At 69.2% G+C, this 22,898-nt stretch carries 16 protein-coding genes; 8 read left to right on the top strand and 8 right to left on the bottom strand.

Features of this window, described 5'->3' with window-relative positions:
* Window positions 1-25: 25 nt before the first annotated feature.
* Both ABN273_RS04880 and ABN273_RS04875 read right to left on the bottom strand, forming a co-directional pair.
* Window positions 26-961: a 4-hydroxy-3-methylbut-2-enyl diphosphate reductase gene (locus tag ABN273_RS04880; protein WP_349447414.1), complete on the bottom strand. Its 936-nt coding sequence runs from the start codon at window positions 959-961 to the stop codon at window positions 26-28.
* Between the two features lie 11 nt (window positions 962-972).
* Window positions 973-2,016, bottom strand: a complete 1,044-nt coding sequence (locus ABN273_RS04875; protein WP_349447413.1) for a polyprenyl synthetase family protein — start codon at window positions 2,014-2,016, stop codon at window positions 973-975.
* A 203-nt stretch (window positions 2,017-2,219) separates the two neighbouring features.
* On the opposite strand from ABN273_RS04875, the gene ABN273_RS04870 reads away from it, so the two are divergent.
* The 5 genes from ABN273_RS04870 to ABN273_RS04850 all read left to right on the top strand — a co-directional run bounded on the left by ABN273_RS04870 (window position 2,220) and on the right by ABN273_RS04850 (window position 6,443).
* Entirely contained in the window at window positions 2,220-3,401 is a 1,182-nt protein-coding gene (locus ABN273_RS04870) for a zinc-dependent alcohol dehydrogenase (protein WP_349447412.1), read from the top strand.
* A gap of 52 nt (window positions 3,402-3,453) precedes the next feature.
* On the top strand, window positions 3,454-4,500 hold the full coding sequence (locus ABN273_RS04865) for an NAD-dependent epimerase/dehydratase family protein (RefSeq protein ID WP_349447411.1): 1,047 nt from the start codon (window positions 3,454-3,456) through the stop codon (window positions 4,498-4,500).
* A 93-nt stretch (window positions 4,501-4,593) separates the two neighbouring features.
* On the top strand, window positions 4,594-5,064 hold the full coding sequence (locus ABN273_RS04860; RefSeq protein WP_349447410.1) for an ATP-binding protein: 471 nt from the start codon (window positions 4,594-4,596) through the stop codon (window positions 5,062-5,064).
* A gap of 77 nt (window positions 5,065-5,141) precedes the next feature.
* The gene (gene folP, locus ABN273_RS04855) at window positions 5,142-6,041 is read left to right on the top strand and encodes a dihydropteroate synthase (protein ID WP_349447409.1); all 900 of its coding nucleotides are present in this window, start codon (window positions 5,142-5,144) and stop codon (window positions 6,039-6,041) included.
* Between the two features lie 9 nt (window positions 6,042-6,050).
* On the top strand, window positions 6,051-6,443 hold the full coding sequence (locus ABN273_RS04850; protein WP_349447408.1) for a DnaJ family domain-containing protein: 393 nt from the start codon (window positions 6,051-6,053) through the stop codon (window positions 6,441-6,443).
* A 172-nt stretch (window positions 6,444-6,615) separates the two neighbouring features.
* On the opposite strand, the gene ABN273_RS04845 is transcribed toward ABN273_RS04850, so the two are convergent.
* Complete coding sequence (locus tag ABN273_RS04845) at window positions 6,616-8,970, bottom strand: glycoside hydrolase family 6 protein (protein WP_349447407.1); 2,355 nt, start codon at window positions 8,968-8,970, stop codon at window positions 6,616-6,618.
* 267 nt (window positions 8,971-9,237) lie between these two features.
* On the opposite strand from ABN273_RS04845, the gene ABN273_RS04840 reads away from it, so the two are divergent.
* The 3 genes from ABN273_RS04840 (at window position 9,238) to ABN273_RS04830 (ending at window position 16,411) form a co-directional block, all read left to right on the top strand.
* Window positions 9,238-12,189 (top strand): glycoside hydrolase family 48 protein, encoded by a 2,952-nt coding sequence (locus ABN273_RS04840; protein ID WP_349447406.1) that lies wholly within the window; start codon window positions 9,238-9,240, stop codon window positions 12,187-12,189.
* A complete protein-coding gene (locus tag ABN273_RS04835; protein WP_502910948.1) occupies window positions 12,132-14,765 on the top strand; it encodes a glycoside hydrolase family 9 protein in 2,634 nt (877 codons plus the stop codon). Before ABN273_RS04840 ends, ABN273_RS04835 begins: the two co-directional genes overlap by 58 nt.
* Before the next feature lie 65 nt (window positions 14,766-14,830).
* Complete coding sequence (locus ABN273_RS04830) at window positions 14,831-16,411, top strand: cellulase family glycosylhydrolase (RefSeq protein ID WP_349447405.1); 1,581 nt, start codon at window positions 14,831-14,833, stop codon at window positions 16,409-16,411.
* Between the two features lie 239 nt (window positions 16,412-16,650).
* On the opposite strand, the gene ABN273_RS04825 is transcribed toward ABN273_RS04830, so the two are convergent.
* The 5 genes from ABN273_RS04825 to ABN273_RS04805 form a co-directional block, all read right to left on the bottom strand.
* Window positions 16,651-17,175: a hypothetical protein gene (locus ABN273_RS04825; protein ID WP_349447404.1), complete on the bottom strand. Its 525-nt coding sequence runs from the start codon at window positions 17,173-17,175 to the stop codon at window positions 16,651-16,653.
* On the bottom strand, window positions 17,172-18,221 hold the full coding sequence (locus ABN273_RS04820; protein WP_349447403.1) for a lytic polysaccharide monooxygenase: 1,050 nt from the start codon (window positions 18,219-18,221) through the stop codon (window positions 17,172-17,174). The genes ABN273_RS04825 and ABN273_RS04820 overlap by 4 nt, the downstream gene beginning before the upstream one ends.
* Window positions 18,222-18,359: 138 nt before the next feature.
* A complete protein-coding gene (locus tag ABN273_RS04815) occupies window positions 18,360-19,595 on the bottom strand; it encodes a serine/threonine-protein kinase (protein ID WP_349447402.1) in 1,236 nt (411 codons plus the stop codon).
* Window positions 19,582-20,553 (bottom strand): LacI family DNA-binding transcriptional regulator, encoded by a 972-nt coding sequence (locus ABN273_RS04810; protein ID WP_349447401.1) that lies wholly within the window; start codon window positions 20,551-20,553, stop codon window positions 19,582-19,584. The genes ABN273_RS04815 and ABN273_RS04810 overlap by 14 nt, the downstream gene beginning before the upstream one ends.
* 178 nt (window positions 20,554-20,731) lie before the next feature.
* Window positions 20,732-22,873 carry a transglycosylase domain-containing protein gene (locus tag ABN273_RS04805; RefSeq protein WP_349447400.1) on the bottom strand — a complete coding sequence of 714 codons (2,142 nt, stop codon included), beginning with the start codon at window positions 22,871-22,873 and terminating at the stop codon, window positions 20,732-20,734.
* Window positions 22,874-22,898 lie beyond the last annotated feature (25 nt).

Genomic DNA, 22,898 nt, shown 5'->3' with positions numbered 1-22,898 from the left:
TGCACCACCAATCTCGGTATGGGACTTAACCGGGCTTGCGGGTGGGTCGGAGTTCGGGCGGAAGCGAGAACGTGAGGGTCTCCTCGGTCAGCGTCATCCGCTCCACGTCGGCGTATCCGCGGGCGGCGAGCCAGTCGAGTAACTCCTCGACCAGGTGCTCGGGGACCGAGGCGCCGGAGGTGACCCCGACGGTCCGCACGCCGTCGAGCCACCGCTCGTCGGCGTCGGCGGCCCCGTCGACCAGGTACGCCGCGTCCGCGCCCGCCCCCAGTGCCACCTCGACCAGCCGCCGCGAGTTGGAGGAGTTGGCCGAGCCGACGACGACGACCAGCTCGCACTGCGAGGCGATCCGGGTGATCGCCTCCTGGCGGTTCTGGCTGGCGTAGCAGATGTCGTCGCTGGGCGGGTCGACCATGTCGGGGAAGCGTTTGCGCAGCTCGGTGACGGCTTGCATGGTCTCGTCCACGGCCAGCGTGGTCTGCGACAGCCAGCTCACCGGGCCCTGCGCCGTCACCTCGCCGGGGCGGGCCGGGTCCACGACGTGGATGTGATCGGGGGCCTCGCCGTACGTGCCCTCGACCTCCTCGTGCTCGGCATGGCCGATGAGCACGATCTCGTAGCCCGCCTCGGCCATGCGTACGGCCTCCTTGTGGACCTTCGTGACCAGCGGGCAGGTCGCGTCGATCGTCCGCAGGCCGCGCCGCTCCGCCGCCTGCTTGACCGCCGGCGAGACGCCGTGCGCGGAGAAGACGACCAGCGAGCCGTCGGGCACCTCGTCGAGCTCCTCGACGAAGACCGCGCCGCGCCGGGTGAGGTCGCCGACCACGTGGGTGTTGTGGACGATCTGCTTGCGCACGTAAACGGGTGCGCCGAAGCGCCTCAGCGCCTCCTCGACGGTGGTGATCGCGCGTTCGACGCCCGCGCAGAAGCCGCGCGGGGCCGCGAGAAGTACCCGTCCCATTGGGGAACCTCCTAGTAGGTGCGGTGCGCGAGCTGGTCTGCCAGCAGGGCCAGCGCTCTCGCGGCCGCCGGCTCGATCCGCGCCGCGGCCAGTGCCGTCACGGCCTCGTGCACGCGTTCTTCGATCATTTCCTCAACCTGGGCCAGTGCGCCCGTGTCGCACAGGATCTGCCGCAGCTCCGCGGCGCGCTCCTCGGTCAGCTCCGGGTTGCCGTGCCAGCTCTTGAGATGGCCGAGCTGGGCGGGCGAGGCGTTGCGTACGGCATGCGCGAAGAGCACCGTGTGCTTGCCCTCGCGCAGGTCGTCGAGCGCCGACTTGCCGGTCTCCGGCTCCGAGCCGAACGTGCCGAGCACGTCGTCGCGGAGCTGGAACGCCTCGCCCAGCGGCAGGCCGAAGCGCGAGTAGGACTCCAGGAGCTCCATCGAGGCGCCCGCCAGCGCGCCGCCGATCTGCAGCGGCCGCTCGACGGTGTATTTGGCGGTCTTGAACCGGATCACCGTGAGCGCCTCGGCCACGCTCGCGCCCGAACGGAGCTGGGCGAGGATGTCGAGGTATTGCCCGCTGATGACCTCGGTGCGCATGGCGTCGAACACGTGGTGCGCGGCGCGCAGCCGGTGCGGCTCGACCCCGCACGACGACAACATCGTGTCGGACCAGGCCAGGCTGAGCGTGCCGAGCAGGATGCCGCCCGCCCGCCCGAACGCCTCCGCGGCCGGTCCGGGATGCAGCCCCGCCAGGCTCCTGTGCACGGTGGCCCGGCCGCGCCGCAGATCGCTGCCGTCCATGATGTCGTCATGGATGAGCAGGCCGGCGTGGCACAGCTCCAGGGCCGCGGCGGCGGTGATGATCTCCTCGCTGTCGCCGCCGCCCGCGCCGCGCCAGCCCCAGTAACACAGCTGCGGCCTGACGCGCTTGCCGCCGATGAGGATGAAGTCGGCGAGCAATCGGTACGCCGCCCCGACGTCCGGGTCGTCGACGGGGGCACGCCAGGCCTCGAGGAAGCCGGCCAGGCACCGGTCGACGCGCGACCCGACGTTGGGTTGAGTGAAGCTCACCGGCATGCGCGCGGCTCCTTCGGTCAGAAGTTCGCTACCAATAGTTATCCATCCAATACGCAGCGTGTAAAGGCTCTTTTGTAGCGGGCGACTTCTTTTGCCTCAGCAATCCCAACGGCAGGGCGTGTCAAGAGGGGTGGACAGTTTGATGCTCTATATGGGGGTATGCGGCATTTGTGGGGCCCCTTCCGTAAGGAGACACCATGAAGGCAGTCACCTGGCACGGTAAGCGCGACGTCCGGGTCGAGGAGGTTCCCGACCCCGCGATCAAGGAGCCGAACGACGCGGTCATCAGGGTGACCAGCACCGGCATCTGCGGCTCCGACCTCCATCTGTACGAGGTGCTCGGGCCGTTCATGGCCGAGGGCGACATCCTCGGGCACGAACCCATGGGCGTCGTCGAGGAGATCGGTCCCAGCATCGCGAACATCAGACCGGGTGACCGCGTGGTCATCCCGTTCAACATCTCCTGCGGCCACTGTCACATGTGCTCCATGGAGCTCTTCGCCCAGTGTGAGACGACCCAGGTACGCGAGCACGGCACGGGCGCCGCGCTGTTCGGCTACACCAAGCTCTACGGCCAGGTGCCCGGCGGGCAGGCCCAGTACCTGCGGGTGCCCGAGGCGCAGTTCGGCCCCATCAAGGTGCCAGAGGGGCCGCCGGACGAGCGGTTCCTGTACCTGTCCGACGTGCTGCCCACCGCCTGGCAGGCCGTCGCCTACGCGGACATCCCCGACGGCGGCAGCGTCACCGTCTTCGGCCTCGGCCCGATCGGCCAGATGTGCACCCGCATCGCCAGCCACCTGGGCCACCGGGTGATCGGCGTGGACGGCGTCACGCACCGTCTGGAGATGGCCCGCCGCCACGGCATCGACGTCATCGACGCGAGCGAGGTCGTGAACGTCCCCGAGGAGATCCGCCAGCGGACCTCCGGGCGCGGCACGGACTCGGTCATCGACGCGGTCGGCATGGAGGCCCACGGCTCGCCCGCCGCCAAGGTCGCCCAGACCCTCGCCGGCATGCTGCCGTCCGGGGTCGCCGCGCCGCTCATGACCCACGCGGGCATCGACCGGCTGGCCGCGCTCAACCAGGCCATCGACGCGGTACGGCGCGGCGGCGTCATCTCCGTCATCGGCGTCTACGGCGGCATGACGGATCCCATGCCGATGCTGCGCATGTTCGACAAGGGCATCACGATGCGCATGGGGCAGGCCCACGTCCGGCGGTGGACCAGCGCGCTGATGCCGCTGCTGACCGACGAGACCGATCCGCTCGGCGTCATGGACCTGGCCACGCACCGGATGCCGCTGGAGCAGGCGCCCATGGCGTACGAGATGTTCCAGAAAAAGTCGGACGGAGCGGTCAAGATACTCCTACAGCCATAACTTGGCAGGTCACGGGGGTTTTCCGGCCCAAAGGGCGGGCAGCGGAGCCTCCATGAGAGTCGTTGTGGTTGGAGCAACCGGAAACGTCGGCACCAGCGTGGTACGCGCGCTGGCCACGGACGGCGGCGTGACCTCGATCGTCGGGGTCGCCCGCCGGTTGCCCGGGTGGCGGATCGACCGCACCGACTGGCGGCAGGCCGACATCGCGACCGCGGACCTGACGCGGATCTTCGACGGTGCGGACGTGGTCGTGCACCTCGCGTGGCTGTTCCAGCCGACCAGGCACCCGGCCATGACCTGGCGGGCGAACGTGCTGGGCAGCATGCGCGTCTTCCGGGCCGTCGCCGAGGCGAGCGTGCCCGCGCTGATCCACGCCTCGTCCGTGGGGGCGTACTCGCCGGGGCCCAAGGATCGGCCGGTGGACGAGAGCTGGCCCACGCACGGCTGGCCAGGGGCCGCGTACGGGCGGGAGAAGGCGTACGTCGAGCGCGTGCTCGACGTCTTCGAGCACGATCACCCGAGCACCCGCGTGGTGCGGATGCGGCCCGGGTTCGTCTTCCAGCGGGCGGCGGCGACCGAGCAGCGCAGGTTGTTCGGCGGGCCGTTCGTGCCGCGGCGGCTGATCAGGGCGGGGCGTGTCCCGTTCGTGCCGGACATTCCGGGTCTGCGGCTGCAGGTGGTGCACGCCGAGGACGCGGCGGAGGCGTACCGGCTGGCCGTCACCAGGGACGTTCGGGGCGCGTTCAACATCGCCGCCGAGCCCGTGCTCGACCCGCCCGACCTGGCCAAGCTGCTCGACGCCCGTACGGTGTCGGTCTCGCCGACCGTGGCCAGGGCGGCCATGGCGATGGGCTGGCGCCTGAGACTCATCCCGGCCGCGCCCGGGCTGCTCGACCTGGTCCTGCGGGTCCCGGTCATGAAGACCGACCGCGCCAGGGAGGTGCTGGGCTGGACGCCGCGGCACTCCTCGTGGGAGGCCATGCGGGAGCTGCTCGAGGGGCTGCACGACGGCGCCGGCATGGACACCGCGCCGCTGGCTCCCGACAGCGGGCCGGTCGGACGAGTCAAGGAGCTCGCCACCGGCGTGGGCGGAATGTGAAGCCTGTGGTGTAAGACTCCGGCTTCGGGGAACGGGAGACAAAACGCGAGGTCCTGAAGCGCGGCCTGTGTGTCGGACGACACGGAGGAGTGCATGCGCACCCTGATGGCCCAGCCCTTCACCCTCCACGACGTCACGAGACTGCGTCGCGCCGTGGCCGAGTTGGCCCGGAGTTGCGGGCTGAGCGGTCCCCGGCTCCACGACTTTGTCCTGGCCGTGCATGAGAGCGTGGTCAACGTCGTGGAGCACGCCGGTGGGCACGGGTACTTCAAGCTGTGGACGGTGAACGGCGTGATCCGCTCCGAGACGACCGACCGGGGCTCCGGCATCCCCGGCGGATACGTGGACGCCGATCTCAAGCCGGTCGACCTCGCCCAGGAGGGCAGGGGGATCTACCTCATCCGGCGGCTGTGCGACATGGCCGACTTCGACACCGGTCCCGGCGGCACCACGGTCCTGCTCACCATGCGGTTGCCACGAACGCCCCACCGCGCCACCCATCGGCCCATGAAGCGGATCCGGGTGACCGCCGGCCACCATCCCTTCGGCCGCTTCACCGCCTGACACCCTGCTCCGGTGCGGGGCGCCGCCGGCGCGCTCCCAGGCGGCTGGCCTGGGCGGAGGGCAGGTAGGCTCACAACGTGAGCGGCGAAACGCGTTCAACCGGGATGATCTCGCCCGTCCGGCGCATCGGGCGGCGGGAGTTCGATTTCGCGCGCCAGGTCGCCATCATGGCCATCGTCAACAGGACCCCCAACTCCTTCCACGACCAGGGCCGCACGTTCGAGCTCGACAGCGCCGTCGCGGCCGCGCGCAGGGCCGTGGACGACGGGGCCGACTGGGTGGACATCGGCGGGTTCGCCTTCAGCGCGGCCCAGGCGCAGATCGGCACGGACGAGGAGATCGACCGGGTCGCGCCGCTGATCGCCGAGGTCAGGCAGGTCACCGACGCCGTCATCTCCGTCGACACCCACAGGCCCGAGGTGGCGCGGGCGGCCGTCGAGGCGGGCGCCGACGTGATCAACGACACCAACGGCCTGCGCGAGCCCGGCATGGCGGAGTTCGCCGCCGAGTCGGGGGTCAGCGTGATCGTCACGCACAGCCTCGGCGGCCCGGGCCGGCGCGTCCTGCGGCCGAGCTACGCCGACGTCGTCTCCGAGGTGGCCGAGTACCTGCGCGAGCGGGTCGCGTACGCGCTCAAGACCGGCATCGCGGAAGACAAGATCATCATCGATCCCGGCCACGACCTGAACAAGAACACCTTTCACTCGATCGAGCTCACGCGCCGGCTCGAGGAGATCACCGCGATCGGCTACCCGACGCTGGTGGCCCTGTCCAACAAGGACTTCATCGGCGAGACGCTCGACCGGCCCCAGAGCGAGCGGAAGGAGGGGACGATCGCCGCCAACGTCTTCTCCATCCTCAAGGGCGCCCGCATCCTCCGGGTGCACGACGTGGCCGCCACGGTCGCGTCCGTACGCATGACCGAGGCCATGCTCGGCTGGCGTGGCCCGCTGACCCCGAGTCACAATCTGGCCTGAGGAGGTCAATTGACCGAGCGGAAACCGCAGGGGATGCCGTTCGAGAGCTGGGTCGACCGGCAGATTCGCGAGGCGGAGGAGCGCGGCGCGTTCGACGACCTGCCGGGGGCCGGAAAGCCCCTGCCGGACCGGCCGTACGACGAGATGTGGTGGATCAAGCAGAAGATCCAGAGCGAGGGGCTGTCGATGCCCCTGCCGCCCACGCTGGCACTGCGCAAGGAGGCCGAGGAGGCGCTGGCCGAGGCGCGCGGGGCCAGGTCGGAGACCCAGGTGCGGCAGATCCTCGAGGAGATCAACAAGAAGATCCGCGAGGCGATCAGGACGGGGCTGTCCGGCCCGCCGCTCAACCTGATGCCGTTCGACGTTGACGAGGTCGTGTCGGAGTGGCGCAGGGCTCAATGAAAAGAAGGGGCCCCGGGAGCGGGGCCCCTTCGATTGGTCGAGGGACCCGGGTCAGGCGGGCCCCTCCGAGAGACCCGGGTCAGGCGGGCCCCTCCGAGAGACCCGGGTCAGGCGGGTCGCTCGGGCTTGCGTCGGGGGCCCGGATCAAGGTCCGGGCCCGCCGTGGCGGTTGCTAGTTGATGGGCGGGTAGGCGTTCCGCAGCAGCTCCTGGAACTGCGCGGAGAACCAGCGCCCGGACAGCGGCGCGTTGGCCAGCGCCCCCGACTTGTTGTGCTTGTTGAGGTCGTTGCCCTCGTACGTCGGGTCGCACATCCGGTCGAACTTCTTGCCCTCGTCGTTCGGGATGTCTGTGCTGGCGCCGTCGGACTCGCCCGGCGGCTTGATCCAGACGTAGGCGTCGAACCCGGAGGGGACGTTGGCGGTGGGCCGCGCGCCCATGCCGGCGCCGCTCTGGTTGCACCAGTTGCCGGGGTGGATGCGGCGGTCGGTGCGTGACTGGTCGACGAACTCGTTCAGGTTCGTCGAGGTGCTCGGCCCGCTCGGGCGGGCGGCGCCGCCCCAGCCGTTGCGGGAGGTGTCGATCAGCATGCCGAGGCCCTGCCTGAAGCCCTTGCTGATCAGGGCGGTACGCAGTGCCGTGGCGAAGGTCGACTCGTCCACGTAGTAGTTCCAGTCGACCCAGTTGGACTGCCGGACCGTCGTGCCGTTCACTGTCGTGTTGATGGTGAAGTACGGCTCGGTGGTCGCGCCGTAGTTGGCGGTGTTGATGATGAAGCCGTCCACGCTGTCCACGCCGGCGGTGGCGCCGGCCACGGTGTTGTAGAACACGTTGACCGACGGGCCGAAGTTCGAGTCCCAGCCGATCCAGGCGTGGTGGGCGGCGTCGATGTAGGTGTAGACGTTGGTGATGGCGTGCAGCTTGTTGAGCGCGTAGCGGACGCCCTCGACGTAGGCGCCGGTCGAGTTGGCCTCGGCGCACTTGGGGAAGTTGAGGTTGGTGACCAGGTTGGGCAGCGAGTCGGGCTCGATGATCGTGACGATGCGCAGGTTCGCGTACGCCGGTTCGCTCATGATCGCCGTGATCGGGTCGATGTACTCGGTCTTGTAGCGGTTGAGCCCGTTCTCGGCGATGAGCAGCTCGCCGTTGGAGGCCAGCGCCGAGCAGTCGCGGTTGGGCAGGTCGTAGATGACGAACTGCACGGTCAGTGGCGTGGAGCCGTTGGCGGCGTCCTGCCTGACGGCCTCGTCCAGGTGGGCGCGCAGGCCCATGGCGGAGGAGGAGCCGGCGATGGCCGCGATGCGGTCCAGCCACACGGCCGTGGAGGTGTTGGCCACGGCGGCGCCGCCGGGCTCTGCCTGGGCCTTGGCCTTCCAGTCGGGGTTGACGTAGCCGGTGGCGCCGGAGTACGGGTTCTCGACGTGGCCGCCGGGGGTGGGGCCGCCGTCGTTGTCGGCCTCGGTGGCGGTGACCGTCCTGGAGGTCAGGCCGGGGGCCGAGATGGTGATCGTGCGGCTGCCGCCGGCCGAGTCGGAGTCCTCCGCGGCGGACAGGGTCACCGTTTGCGGGGTGTTCCAGTTGGCCGGCGTGAAGACGAGGCTGGCGCCGTTGGTGACGGTGATGTTGGTGTCGCCGCTGCCCGCCGTCGAGGTGACGGTCACGTTCGAGGTCGGCGCGGTGGCCAGGCGCACGGTGTAGCCGGCGGTGGCGCCCTCAGGCACGGTCACCGAGGCCGGCGTGACGACGAGCGACTGCTCCACCACGGCGTCGTCGTCCACCTCGGTGGCGTTGACGGTGGCCGGGGTGACGCCCGTGCCGCCGACGTTGAAGGCCGCCGTGCCCGCGGTGGTGTCGGAGTCCTGGGCCGCGGCCAGGGTGACCGTCTGGGCGGTGTTCCAGTTGGACGGGGTGAAGGTCAGCGAGCCGCCGGAGCTGACGGACAGGTCCGTGTCACCGCTGGTCCGCGTCGTGGTGACGGTCACGTTGGCGGACGGAGCCGAGGAGAGCCTGGCCGTGAACGTGGCCGTGCCGCCCTCGTTCACCGCGACCGAGCTGGCCGAGGTGACCACCGACGGGGTCGTCGGGTTCCCGCCGCCGCCGCAGGTGGTGCCGTTCACGCTGAAGCTGGTCGGGTTCGGGTTGCTGCCCGTCCACGTGCCGTTGAAGCCGATGGAGACGGAGCCGCCGGTCGCGAGGCTGCCGTTGTACGGCATGTTGGTGCCGGTCACACGCGTGCCTGACTGGCTCCAGTTGGCGCTCCAGCCGGTGGGGGTGTACTTCTGACCTGTGGTCGGGAAGTCGAAGGCCAGGGACCACGAGGTGATGGGGTCGCCGGTGTTCTTCAACGTGATGCTCGCGGTAAAACCGCCCTGGCCGGGGCTGCTCGTCCACGAGTTGGCAGAGTAGGTCACGTCGCAGGCGACCGCGGCGTTGGCGGCCGTGCTCTGGCCGACGACGAGCCCTAAGGCCGCGACACTCGCGGCGGTCACGGTCACGGCCCATCTGCGGAGGCCGCGTTGGAGTTTCACGAGCGATCATCTCCAGTGTTAGAGGGCTGGGAGCGCTCCCATGGTCTGCCTCAGTCGGATCCGTGTACAGCGGGCGCCACTCCGAAAGGTGTCCGCCGCCCCACATGCTCGTTGAATGGCCCGGAACGCGGATGAAACTTTCATCCCGGGCAGCCTGGTGAGAGGAAACACGGGGGTTACCGGACCGCCATTCCGTTGACATACGCGTGAGGGCACCCACAATCCCGTTTGGGAGCGCTCCCACTCCTCTACTCCCATGGAGATCCCGTGAAGTACAGACCTCCTTCCCTCCTCACCCGCTTATCGAGGCGGCTCGCCGTGGCCACGACGCTCGTCCTCGTGGCGGGCGCGACCGCTGCCGTGGCGGCCAGCCCGGCGCAGGCGGCCGTGGCGTGCGACGTGACGTACGCGGCCAACTCGTGGACGAACAGCCCTGGCCAGGGCGGTTTCACCGCGAGCATCACGTTGAAGAACACCGGCGACCCCATCACCTCGTGGTCCCTGGCCTTCGACTTCCCGACCACGGGTCAGAAGTACACCCCGACGGGTTGGAGTGCTAACTGGAGCCAGTCGGGCACCCGGGTCACCGCCACGAACATGTCGTACAACGGCAGCTTGGGCACGGGTGGCTCCGTCTCCATCGGCTTCAACGGCACGTGGACGGGGAGCAACCCGAACCCGACCAGCTTCAGCGTGAACGGCACCACCTGTGGCGGCGGCGGGAACCCGACCCCGCCCACCGTGTCGCTGACCTCTCCGACCGCGGGCCAGACGTTCACCGCCCCGGCCACCGTGCCGATCGCGGCGAACGCCTCCGACGCCGACGGCACGATCTCCAAGGTCGACTTCTACCAGGGCTCCACGCTGCTCGGCACCGACACCTCGGCGCCCTACAGCTACAGCTGGACGAACGTGGGGGCCGGCAGCTACTCGATCACCGCGAAGGCCACCGACAACAGCGGCGCGACCACCACCTCGTCGCCGGTCGGCATCACGGTCTCCCCGGACGCGGGCCCCGCGCTCCTGGTGAGCCCGACGACGCTGTCCGTGCCCGAGGCGGGGAACGCAAGCTTCGGCGTGAAGCTGTCGCAGGCGCCCACGGCCAACGTGACCGTCACCACGGCGCGCGCCAGCGGCGACACCGACCTCACGGTCTCGGGCGGCGCCAGCCTGACCTTCACGCCGTCCAACTGGAACACCGCGCAGAACGTCACGCTGGCGGCGGCCAACGACAGTGACACCACCAGTGGTTCCGGCGTGTTCAGGGTGAGCGCCACCGGCTACCCGGCGGTGGACGTGACCGCCAGCGAGGCGGACGACGACGTCGGCGGGAACAACACCTACGTCCAGCGCTTCGTCGAGATGTACAACGAGCTCCACGACCCGGCCAACGGCTACTTCTCGCCCGAGGGCGTGCCCTACCACTCGGTCGAGACGTTCATGGTCGAGGCGCCGGACCACGGGCACGAGACCACGTCCGAGGCCTACAGCTACTACCTGTGGCTCGAGGCGGCGTACGGGCAGGCCACCGGCGACTGGTCGAAGTTCAACAACGCGTGGGCCTCGATGGAGAAGTACATCATCCCGGCCACGGCCGACCAGCCGACGAACTCCTTCTACACGCCGAACAAGCCGGCCACGTACGCGCCGGAGTGGAACCAGATCAGCAACTACCCGACCGCGCTCGACAGCAGCGTCACCCCGGGCGCCGACCCGATCGCGAACGAGCTGCAGAGCGCGTACGGCACCCGTGACATCTACGGCATGCACTGGCTGCTCGACGTCGACAACACTTACGGCTTCGGCCGTTGCGGCGACGGCACCACCAAGCCCGCCTACATCAACACCTACCAGCGCGGTCCCGAGGAGTCGGTCTTCGAGACCATCCCGCAGCCGTCCTGCGACACCTTCAAGCACGGCGGCACCAACGGGTACCTGGACCTGTTCATCAAGGACAGCTCCTACGCCAAGCAGTGGAGGTACACCAACGCCCCCGACGCCGACGCGCGCGCCGTGCAGGCCGCGTACTGGGCGCAGACGTGGGCCAAGGCCCAGGGCAAGGATTCGCAGATCTCCGCGTCGGTCGCCAAGGCCGCGAAGATGGGTGACTACCTGCGCTACGCGATGTACGACAAGTACTTCAAGAAGCCCGGCTGCACGAGCCCCTCGTGCGCGGCGGGCACCGGCAAGGACGCCTCCAACTACCTGATGAGCTGGTACTACGCCTGGGGCGGCGCGACCGACTCCAGCGCCGGCTGGGCGTGGCGCATCGGCTCCAGCCACAACCACTCCGGCTACCAGAACCCGCTCGCGGCCTGGGCACTGGCGAACGTGGCCGAGCTGAAGCCCAAGAGCAGCACCGGGGCGGCCGACTGGAGCACCAGCCTCACCAGGCAGCTGCAGTTCTACACCTGGCTGCAGTCGGCCGAGGGCGCCATCGCCGGTGGCGCGACCAACAGCTGGGAGGGCCACTACGCGGCGCCGCCGGCCGGCCTGCCGAAGTTCCACGGCCTGACCTACGACTGGCAGCCCGTCTACCACGACCCGCCGTCGAACCAGTGGTTCGGCTTCCAGGCGTGGACGATGGAGCGGGTGGCAGAGCTGTACTACGCCTCGGGCAACGCCGACGCGAAGGCGCTGCTCGACAAGTGGGTCACCTGGGCCATGAACAACACCACGATCAACGCGGACGGCTCGTACCAGATCCCGTCCACGCTGAAGTGGACCGGCCAGCCCGCGGGCGACTTCAGCGCCACCTCCGGGATGCCCCCGGCCAACCCCGGCCTGCACGTGACGATCGCCGACTACACGAACGACGTGGGCGTGGCCGGCGCGTATGCCAAGGTGCTCATGTACTACGCGGCCAAGGCGAACAACACGGCGGCCAAGAACATGGCCAAGGCGCTGCTCGACGGCGTGTGGAAGAACCGCGACGCCAAGGGCGTGTCGGTCCCCGAGACCAAGACCGACTACAACCGCGTGGACGACCCGGTCTACGTGCCGTCCGGCTGGAGCGGCAAGATGCCCAACGGCGACGCCATCAACTCCAGCTCGACGTTCATCTCGATCAGGTCCTTCTACAAGAACGACCCGGACTGGGCGAAGGTCGACGCCTTCCTGAAGGGCACGGGCCCGGCGCCGGTCTTCAACTACCACCGGTTCTGGGCGCAGGTGGACGTCGCCGTCGCCCTGGCCGAGTACGGACGGCTCTTCCCGTGAGAAAGGCAGCACTGATCGCTGCGGTGTCGCTGGCCCTGCCCCTCTTCGGGGCCGGGCCGGCGGCCCGCGCCGCCGCACCCGCCTTCGCCTACGGTGAGGCGCTGCAGAAGTCGCTGTGGTTCTACGAGGCCCAGCAGTCCGGCGACCTGCCGAGCTGGAACCGCGTCTCCTGGCGCGGCGACTCCGGCATGAACGACGGCAAGGACGTCGGCGTCGACCTCACGGGCGGCTGGTACGACGCGGGTGACCACGTCAAGTTCGGCCTCCCGATGGCGGCCGCCACCACGATGCTGGCCTGGGGCGCGGTCGAGTACCGCGACGCGTACGCGAACTCCGGCCAGCTCACGCACCTGCTCAACAACCTCAAGCACGTCAACGACTACTTCATCAAGGCGCACCCGTCGGCGAACGTGCTCTACGGCCAGGTCGGCAACGGCGGCACGGACCACGCCTGGTGGGGCCCGGCCGAGGCGATGCAGATGGCGCGGCCCGCGTACAAGATCGACGCGTCGTGCGGCGGGTCGGACCTGGCGGGCGAGACGGCGGCCGCGATGGCGGCCTCGTCGATGGTCTTCCGCCCGACAAATCCGGCTTATGCTGACACGCTGCTGACGCACGCCAAGCAGCTGTACACCTTCGCGGACACCGTCAGGAAGAAGTACAGCGACTGCATCACCGACGCCCAGGGCTACTACCAGTCGTGGAGCGGCTACAACGACGAGCTGGTCTGGGGTGCGATCTGGCTCCACCGGGCCACGAACGACGCCTCCTATCTGGCCAAGGCCGAGACCGGCTACGACAACCTGGGCAACGAGCCGCAGAGCACCACGAAGTCGTACAAGTGGACGATCGCCTGGGACGACAAGTCCTACGGCGCGTACGTGCTGCTGCACAAGCTGACCGGCAAGCAGCGTTACCTGGACGACGCCAACCGCTGGCTCGACTGGTGGACGGTCGGCGTGAACGGCTCCAAGGTGGCGTACTCGCCGGGCGGCCAGGCCGTGCTGGACCGGTGGGGCTCGCTGCGGTACGCGGCCAACACCTCGTTCGCGGCGCTCGTGCACAGCGACTCCATCACCGACGCCACGCGTAAGGCCCGCTACCACGACTTCGCGGTACGGCAGATCAACTACGCGCTCGGCGACAACCCGCGCAACTCCTCGTACGTGATCGGGTTCGGCGACAACCCGCCGAAGAACCCGCACCACCGCACGGCGCACGGCTCGTGGACCGACCAGATCACCAACCCCGAGCAGACCCGCCACACCCTGTACGGCGCGCTCGTCGGCGGCCCGCCCGACCCGAACGACGCCTACACCGACAAACGCGACGACTACGTCATGAACGAGGTCGCCACCGACTACAACGCCGGCTTCACCAGCGCGCTGGCCCGGCTCTACAAGGAGTACGGCGGCGCGCCGGCGGCGAACTTCCCGGTGGCGGAGACCCCGGACGGCCCCGAGCTCTTCGTCGAGGCGGGCGTGAACGCCTCGGGCACCAACTTCACCGAGATCAAGGCCATCGTCCGCAACCAGTCGGCCTGGCCCGCCAGGGTCCTGTCCGACGGCTCGTTCCGCTACTACTTCACGCTCGACGGCTCGACAACCGCCTCGCAGATCACCGTGTCGTCGGCCTACACGCAGTGCAAGGCGCCCATGGTGCACGCGGAGCGGCGAACGCTCAGGCCCGAGAGCGGTAGCTTGCGTGACCAGCGAGGGCCAAGTGAGCGCGACCATCAAACCGTCGGCGGCACCACGTACTACGTGAACATCGACTGCTCCGGCCAGGTCATCGCCCCGGCGGGACAGTCGCAGCACCGCAGAGAGGTGCAGTTCAGGATCGCCAGCTCGGGGACGTGGGACCCGGCGAATGACTGGTCGTACCGGAACATCCCCACCACGCCCGGCGCGACGCCGGTGCGGACCGGGAACATCACTCTCTACAGCGGCGCGACCAAGATCTGGGGTGAGCCCCCGGGTCCGGAGGAACAGGACACGACAGCGCCCAGCAAGCCGGGCAAGCCCGAGGTTTCCGGGATCACGGGCTCGACCGCCAAGCTGAGCTGGACCGCCTCCACGGACAACGTGGGCGTGAGCGGCTACGACGTCTACCTGGGGTCCCAAAAGGTGGGCACGGCCACGAGCGCGTCCTTCGACCTGAGCGGGCTCACCCCCGCCACTTCCTACACCGCCTCAGTGGTGGCGCGGGACGCGGCGGGCAACACCTCGGCGCCGTCCGACAGCACGTCGTTCACCACCACGAACACGACGCCGCCGCCCACGGGCGGATGCGCGGCGACGTACAAGGTGACGAGCTCGTGGAGCGGCGCCTTCCAGGCCGAGGTGACGGTGAAGAACAACGGCACGGCCGCCACCGCCGGCTGGACGGTCACCTGGACGTCGGCGAACCAGATCACCCAGCTCTGGGGCGGCAAGCACACCCAGTCGGGGTCCGGCGTCACCGTGCAGAACGAGTCCTACAACGGGGCGCTCTCTCCTGGCGCCACCACCACGTTCGGCTTCATCGCGAACGGCACGTCCACCGTCCCCGACCCGATCACCTGCACTCCCGCCTGAGTGAAGACCCCGCCCCCGTCGCAGTAGCGGCGGGGGCGGTTCCACCGCTCAGTGAAAGGCAGCACATGAGATCACTGTTCACCGCGCTGGCCTGCCTCCTCGCCCTCTTCGTCGCCCCCGCGCCGCCCGCGAGCGCCGCCACCGGCATCCACGTCAGCGGCACGAAGATCCTGGAGGCCAACGGCCAGGAGTTCATCATGCGCGGCACGAGTCACGCGCACACGTGGTACGCGACGCAGACCAAGGCGTTCGCCGACATCAAGTCGCTGAAGGCCAACACCGTGCGGGTCGTGCTCAGCGGCGGCCGCTGGACCCCCAACACCGTCTCCGACGTGGCCAGCGTCGTCTCGCTCTGCAAGCAGAACAAGCTCATCTGTGTGCTGGAGAACCACGACACCACCGGGTACGGCGAGCAGAGCGGCGCCTATACCCTCGACCAGGCCGCCAACTACTGGATCAGCGTCAAGTCCGCCCTGGTCGGCCAGGAGGACTACGTCATCGTCAACATCGGCAACGAGCCGGTCGGCAACAACGCCGTCACCCCCGGCTGGGCCGCCGCCACCACGGCCGCGATCCAGAAGCTGCGCAGCAACGGCTTCCAGCACGCGCTGATGGTGGACGCGCCCAACTGGGGCCAGGACTGGCAGTTCGGCATGCGGGACAACGCGCGGGCGGTCTTCGACAGCGACCCGAACAAGAACACGATCTTCTCCGTCCACATGTACGGCGTCTTCGACACCGCCGCGGAGATCACCGCGTACATGGACGCGTTCAGGACCGCGGGACTGCCGCTGGTCGTCGGCGAGTTCGGGTTCAACCACTCCGACGGCAACCCGGACGAGGACACGATCATGGCGCAGTCCGTGAGCCGCGGCCTCGGCTACCTGGGCTGGTCGTGGAGCGGCAACGGCGGCGGCGTCGAGTACCTCGACCAGGTCACCAACTTCGACGTCACCCAGCTCACGGATTGGGGCCGGCGGCTGTTCAACGGCGCCAACGGCATCGCCGCGACCGCCAAGCAGGCCTCCATCTACGGCGGCGGCAGCACCGACACGAGCCCGCCGAGCGTGCCCGGCACGCCGTCCGCGTCCGGCATCACCTCGTCCGGGGCCACCCTGACCTGGACGGCCGCCACGGACAACGTGGGCGTGGCCGGCTACGACGTCTACACCTCGACCGGCACCACGCTCGGCTCGACCGCCACCAACTCGATCACGCTGACCGGGCTTTCGGCGGCGACCACGTACCAGGTGAACGTGAAGGCCAGGGACGCGGCCGGCAACCAGTCCGCCGCGTCGCCGACGGCGTCGTTCACCACGCTGAGCGGCGGCAGCGGCGGCGGCTGCACGGCCGCCGGCACCGTGCAGAGCCAGTGGAGCACCGGGTACGTCCTGCAGCCCGTGACCGTGACCAACACCAGCACCTCGACCAAGTCGAGCTGGACGGTGACCTTCACGCTGCCCGCCGGGCACACGGTCACCGGCTCCTGGAACGCCGCGGTGACGGTCAGCGGCCAGACCGTGACGGCCAAGAACCTGAGCTACAACGGCTCGCTCGCACCGAACGCCGGCACCAGCTTCGGGGTGCAGGCCAGCCGTCCGAGCGGCGACACGGCCGTCCCTTCCGGTTACACCTGTGCCAACTGAACCGCCCGTCGAACGGCTGCGTAGGAGGAGGTGAGGCGAAAAACCAACATCCCTGCCCATGACACCATCCCGCCCGGATGGGACGGACGCGGCCGATACCTCCAGTCGGCCGCGTCCGTGTTCATGGCCTCCACTCCGTGGAGGCGGCTCGGTCGCTGGGGAGCCGTCGCCTTCCCTCGTCGCTCTGGTCGCTACGCTCCCGACGCTCCTCAGTCCAGGCGACGGCGCTCCCTCGCGTCTTATTTGACCTGAGCCTTCTTGATCTCGGTGAACCTCTGGCGGGCCGCGTCTATCGCGTCCTCGTCGTCGAACTCGGCGAAGGCCTCGTCCTGATAGCGGGCGGGAATGAGCTGCCTGACCCGGTCCGGATACCCCATGCCCGCCTCCGGCACCCTGATCAGGGGCGGGATGCCGATGCGGACGGCGATCGGGCCGGAGGCGCGCACGGAGGTCGCCCAGTCGGTGCCGGCGTCGGTGACCGCGCACATGTGGCGCGCGTACACCCACTTCACCTCGACGGCGGAGGTGGCGTTCGGCGGATCGGTCCCGAAGGTCTCCACGGCGCACACGACGCGCGATTCGAAGTCGTGGCCGTGCGCGTGGTGCTCGTCGAGCGAGGACTGCTCGAGCGCCAGCGTCGCCTGGGCGGCGAGCTCCTTGTACAGCTGCGACGACTGCCGGCCGGCGAAAAACATCACCCCGGCCAGGGTCAGGCTGGCCAGGGTGACGATCGCCGCGACGAGCCCGCGACGTGACTTGATCACGGGCTGGTGCAGGTCAGGGCCGGGGCCGGGTTCGGGATCGAGCCCGTGGCGTTGAAGCCGAACGTGGTCGTCGCGTTCGGCGCAAGCTGCCCGTTGTAGCTGGCGTTCTTGACCACCACGTTGGGCGGCTGCCCGGACAGTACGCCGTTCCACGGCGAGCCGTCGAAGCCCTGGCCGCCGCTGTAGGTCCACTTGACCGTCCAGCCGTTCATCGAGGAGGTGCCCGTGTTCTTCACGGTCACCTCGCCCTGGAAGTGGCCGGCCCAGCCGGTGTCGGTGGCCTTCCACGTCGCCGTGCAGGCGCCGGTCGGCGGGGGCGGGGTCGAGGTGTTGGTGGGCGTGCTCTGGCCCGGGCCGACGCCGGTGACTTCGCCGTTGCCGCCGTCGAAGACGACGTCGGAGCAGCTGTAGAAGTTCTCGTTGCTGTCGGAGCGGATCCAGTGCGTGTAGATGATGTGCCGGCCGGTCTTGCCGGACGGGAGCTGGGCGTTCCAGTAGTAGTAGTTGAGCGCGCCGGCGGGGCCGGTGTCGGGCGGGTTCGTGACGCTGCCGAACGGCTCCAGGTCGGACCACTTCAGCGGCCCGTTCGGGTTCCAGCCGTTCTTGGTGATGTAGTAGTTGAACGAGCCGGGGTGCTTGGCCCAGTTGCTGTGCCGCATCTGGATGGTCGCGCCCGAGGTCAGGTGGGTCAGCGGCCAGTCGCTGCGGACCGCGTTGTAGGCCGTGAAGTCGTAGGGCCCGCCGCTGCCGCCACTGCAGAGCTGCCCGTCGGGGATGAATCCGGCGGTTCGGCCCGCGCCGTCGGAGCGCAGCACCGCGAACCAGTTGTACAGGGGGGTCGTGCCGCTCTGCGCGACGGCCGCCGCGCACGCCGGGTTGTAGGGGATGATCTGGCCGTTCTCCCGCAGGCCGTCCTGCCAGCACAGGAACGTCCTGGCGCCGGGGAACATCGACACCCCGTGCGCCTGTGCCTGCGTGGGCACCATCAGGACAGTCGCGATCAGTACCGTGACGGCGGTGACCGCCGCCGACTTGAATAACCTCATGGGGATTCCCTTGCGCTGACGACAGAGGAAACCTGCCCCACGACCTGCCCGCCCGGCGAGCGCATTGAATCACGCCGCGCACGGTTTCGACAACGCGCTGTGAAACTTTCATCCGATCTTGGTAATGGTGCTCTCTGCTCAATCCCGCTCGAGCGCGGAGTCGATCTCGTCGAGCCTGGCCTGTAACTCGCTCAGACAGGCGGGCGCGAGCCGGCCCTCGGCCATGCGGACGGAGAGCCTCTGGCGTACGCCCTGCGTCGTCGACTCCGACGGCCCGTGCGGCGACACCGCGGCGTGCAGCACCTGCGTGAGGTCCAGCACGACGTCGGCGTCGGTCGCGCCGCACGGTGTCCTGGCCTCCAGCGTGCTCTTGAAGTCGTCCACGGCCTGCTCCACCGTGATCGCCGTGGCCGGCGCGCTCTCGACGAACTTGGCCGTCGGCGACGGCTTGACCGTCAGCTCCAGCTCCTGGAGCCCCGACCGCTGGAACCACAGCAGGGCGGAGAGGGCGACGGCCGCGGACCCGGCAACTGTGAGACCGCGTCTCACATGCCGGCCCAGTGTTGCCGTGCCGAGTGCGGAGTTCAGCGCCGAGGCGATCTCGGCCGCGGTCGGCCGCGCCTCCGGCCGGTGCGCCAGGCAGCGCTGGCAGAGCGAGGCCACGGCGTGCGGCACGCCGATGACGCGGGGCGGGGGATACGTCCTGCGGGCCGCCTCGATCTCCTCCCACGTCGTCTCCGGGTACGGCGTGCGCCCGGTGAGCATGGCGTACAGCAGCACGCCCAGTGCGTACACGTCGACCGCGGGGTGGGTCGGCGCGCCGAGCAGCCGCTCGGGTGCGACGTAGGGAGGGGTGCCGCGGTCGTCGTCGGGATCTCCGGCCCAGGCCGCGATGCCGAAGTCGAGGAGCTTGGGGCCGTCGGCGGTGAGCAGCACGTTCTCGGCTGTGACGTCCCGGTGGACCAGGCCGCGGGCGTGCCCGGCCATCAGGACCCGGGCCAGCCGCAGCGCGATGGTCGCCGCCTCGGGCCACGGCAGGGGGCCCTGCTCGATGCGCTCGGCCAGCGGCATGCCGTCGAGCAGCGGCATCACCACGTAGGCCGCGACGCCGCCGTTCATGGTGACGGTCTCGCCGTAGTCGTAGATCTCGATGGAGTCGGGATGGATGAACCTGGCGGCGGCGCGGGCCTCGCTGCGCGCGCTGACGCGCTCGCCGTCGCCGGTGTGGAGTGAGGCAGTGAGCACCTTGACCGCGATCATCCGGTGCAGTGACTGGTCGAAGGCACGCCAGATGACCGACATTCCCCCGCGGGCCAGCGGATCCAGCAACAGATACCTGCGGGCCAGCACATCCCCCGGCTCAAGCCGACTCACGGATGACCAGTTCCGTGGGGAGTACGGGGTCGATCCCCGCGGCCCCCGTCAGGAGCAGCCGGGTGGCGACCGTGGCGAGCTCCTCGACGGGCTGGCGGATGGTGGTCAGGGCGGGAAGGGTATGTCTGGCGACCGGCGCGTCGTCGAAGCCGATCACCGCGACGTCCGCGGGCACCTTGCGCCCGGCCCTGCGCAGTGCCTGGATCGCCCCCGCGGCCATCAGGTCGGAGGCGACGAAGACGGCGTCCAACCCGGGGGCGTGGCGTAACAGCCACTGCATGGCGTGAGTGCCGGAGGCCGCGGTGAAGTCGCCGTACGCCACGGGCGCGTCGGGTAGGCCGGCCGCCTGCAGCGTGCGTACCAGGCCCTCTAATCGGTCCCGGGCGCCGGGCAGGGACGGCGGTCCGCCGATGGCGGCGACGTTGCGGCGGCCGGACAGCAGGAAGTGCTCGGCTGCCTGGCGCCCGCCGTCGAGGTTGTCCACGTCGGCGTACGGGAGCTTGAGGTCGTGGGGCGGGCGGCCGATGTTGCGCACGGGGACGCCCGAGGTGGATAACTTGATCGCCAGAGGGTGCCGCTCTCTGGCACCCACGATGAGCACCGCGCCCGACAGCGCGGGCAGGGTGGATGACGTGGGAGTGACGGTGGTCACCATGAGGTGGGTGCCGTGCTCGGCGATCACGGCTCCCGCTGCGGACAGGAGCCTGGCGTAGTAGGGCTCGGAGAAAAGGCGGGGGAGATGGTCACAGATCACCGCCGTGACGCCGTCGGCGATGGTCTTGGCGGCCGTTCCCCGTGGGGCGCGTTGGCGCACGTATCCCATGCGGGAGACGGCGTCGTAGACTTGCCGGCGGGTCGAGGTACTGACCCGCACCGAGCCCGTGAGGACTCGAGATGCGGTCGCGGGGGAAACCCCTGCAGCGGCCGCCACCTGTGCCAGTGTGGGCTGCTCGGTCATGGAGCACCTCGCGGAAAAGATCCTGGGAGCGCTCCCACGTTACCAATGTTTCGGCGTTGTTAATAGGGCCTTTGCTGGGAGTGCGTCCCATTGTGCGGACGCACTCCGAATTTGCTCAGCTAGAGGCGTTGATAACCGGCAGGGATTTCTGAGTTTTCCCAGTTTTCCCTGCCGATGATCAATGGTTCAGCGTCGTGTCGATGTCCGCCTCGTCCAGCAACCCGTCCGGGCGGTTGCCCCGGTCGGGCTCCTGCCGCCGCGGCTGGCAACTCCCACCGCAGCCGCCGAAGCGGGAGCTGTTGACCGGCGTGAAGTCGGTCGCCGGAATGCCCTTCAGCGCGGCCAGCATGGTGTCCTTCCAGATGGGCCCGGGGATGGAGGCGCCGAAGACCGAGCCGTAGTAGCGGCCGCCGATGGTGATGTTGTTCAGCTTGTGGGTGACCGCGCCGCGCGGGTCGCCGATGCTGACCGCGCCCGCCAGGTCGGGGGTGAAGCCGGCGAACCAGGCGGTGGACTGCGCGTCCGTGGTGCCCGTCTTGCCGGCCGCCGGCCGGCCGATGCCGCCGACGCCCTTCATGGTGCCCTTGGTGAACACACCGGACAGGATGCTCGCCGCGGCGTCCGTCACCTCGGGGTCGATCGCCTGCTTGCACTTGGGCTTGTAGTTGGTGACCTTGCCGTCGCGATCCTTGATCGAGGTGATGGCCATCGGCTCGCAGTACTTGCCGCGAGCCCCGATCGCGGCGTAGGCGTTGGCGACGGTCACCGGGTCCATCTCGTTGATGCCGAGCGTGAACGTCTCGTACTCCTGCAGGTCCAGACCGTCGGAGCGCTTGATGCCCAGCGACTTGGCCGTCTTGACCACGTTGCACAGGCCCGCCTTCTGCTCCAGCGCCATGAAGAAGGTGTTCACCGAGCCCCAGGTGCCGGTGGCCAGCGACTTGAAGCCCCCGCCGCCGCCCTCGGCGTTGGTGACGGTGAAGCTGGGATCGCCGACGTTGTCGCCCTTGCAGTTCTTGAACGACCAGTAGGCGGGAGCGCGGTAGCCGCCGCCCACCGAGATCCCCTCGTTGATCTTCATGCCCTGCTTGAGCGCGGTGAGCAGGGTGAAGGTCTTGAACGTCGAGCCGGCCTGGAAGCCGGTGCCGCCGCCGTGCACCGCGTCGGCGACGACGTTGTACGACATCTCGTTCTTGCGCTTGGAGATGCCGTACTTGCGGCTGGCGGCCATGGCCTTGATCTCACCGGTGCCGGGCTTCACCAGGGCCTCGGAGGCGACCGGGTTGTCCGACGCGTGCACGTGCTTCTTGATGGCCCGCTCGGCGGCCGCCTGCATCTTCGGGTCGATCGTGGTCCGGATCTCCAGGCCGCCCCGGTTGAGGAACTGGGTCCTGGCCTTCTTCGTCTTGCCGAAGTCCGGGTTGCTCAGGATCTCGTTGCGGACGTACATGCAGAAGTACGGGTAGTCGCTGGCCTCGCAGCCGCCGGGCAGCGGGGTGCCCTTGTAGCCGAGCTTGGCGGTCTTGGCCTCGGCGGCCTGCTCCGGCGTGATCTTCTTGAGCTCGGCCATCCGGTCGAGCACGACGTTGCGCCGGAACAGCAGCCGGTCCCTGAACTCCTTGCCCCGGCTGGGGTCGGTCTGGAGAGGGTCCTGCACGGCGCCGGCCAGGGTGGCGGCCTGGGGCAGTGTCAGGTCGGCGGCCTTCACGCCGAAGAAGCGCTTGGCGGCCGCTTCGATGCCGTAGGCCCGGGCGCCGAAGTACGCGATGTTCAGATATTTCTCGAGGATCTGGTCCTTGGTGTACTTCTGCTCGACCGCCATCGCGTACCGCAGCTCGTTGAGCTTGCGCGCGTAGCTGGCCTCGAGGGCCGCGTTCTTCTCCTTGGTGGTGGTGGCCGAGTTGAGCAGCACCTGCTTGACGTACTGCTGGGTGATGGACGAGCCGCCCTGGGCGATGCCGCCCGAGCTGAGGTTCTTGGCCAGGGCGCGGATGGTGCCCTCGATGTCGATGGGACCGTGCTCGTAGTAGCGGTAGTCCTCGATCGAGATGATCGCCGTCTTCATGATCTCAGCGATCTTGTCGAGAGCGACGTTCTCGCGGTACTCCTCGTAGAAGGTCGCGATCATCTTGCCCTTGGAGTCGAGCACCATCGTCCGCTCCGCGAGGGGTGGCTCCTTGAGCTCCTGCGGTTTGATCCCCAGGTCCTCCGACGCCGAGACGAACATCGCTCCGGTGCCTCCGACCGCGGGCAGCGCGATGGCCGCGGCCACCACACCAGCCGCGACCGCAGCCCCGGTCAGGCGCGCGATACTCGACATACGGGAACCCATGGTGGTAAAACCT

Origin of the sequence: Nonomuraea sp. B19D2, from assembly GCF_040137845.1 — a bacterium.
GTDB lineage: Bacteria > Actinomycetota > Actinomycetes > Streptosporangiales > Streptosporangiaceae > Nonomuraea.
The sequence above is the reverse complement of the archived record's forward strand: the minus strand, read 5'-3'. Positions and strand labels throughout refer to the sequence as shown.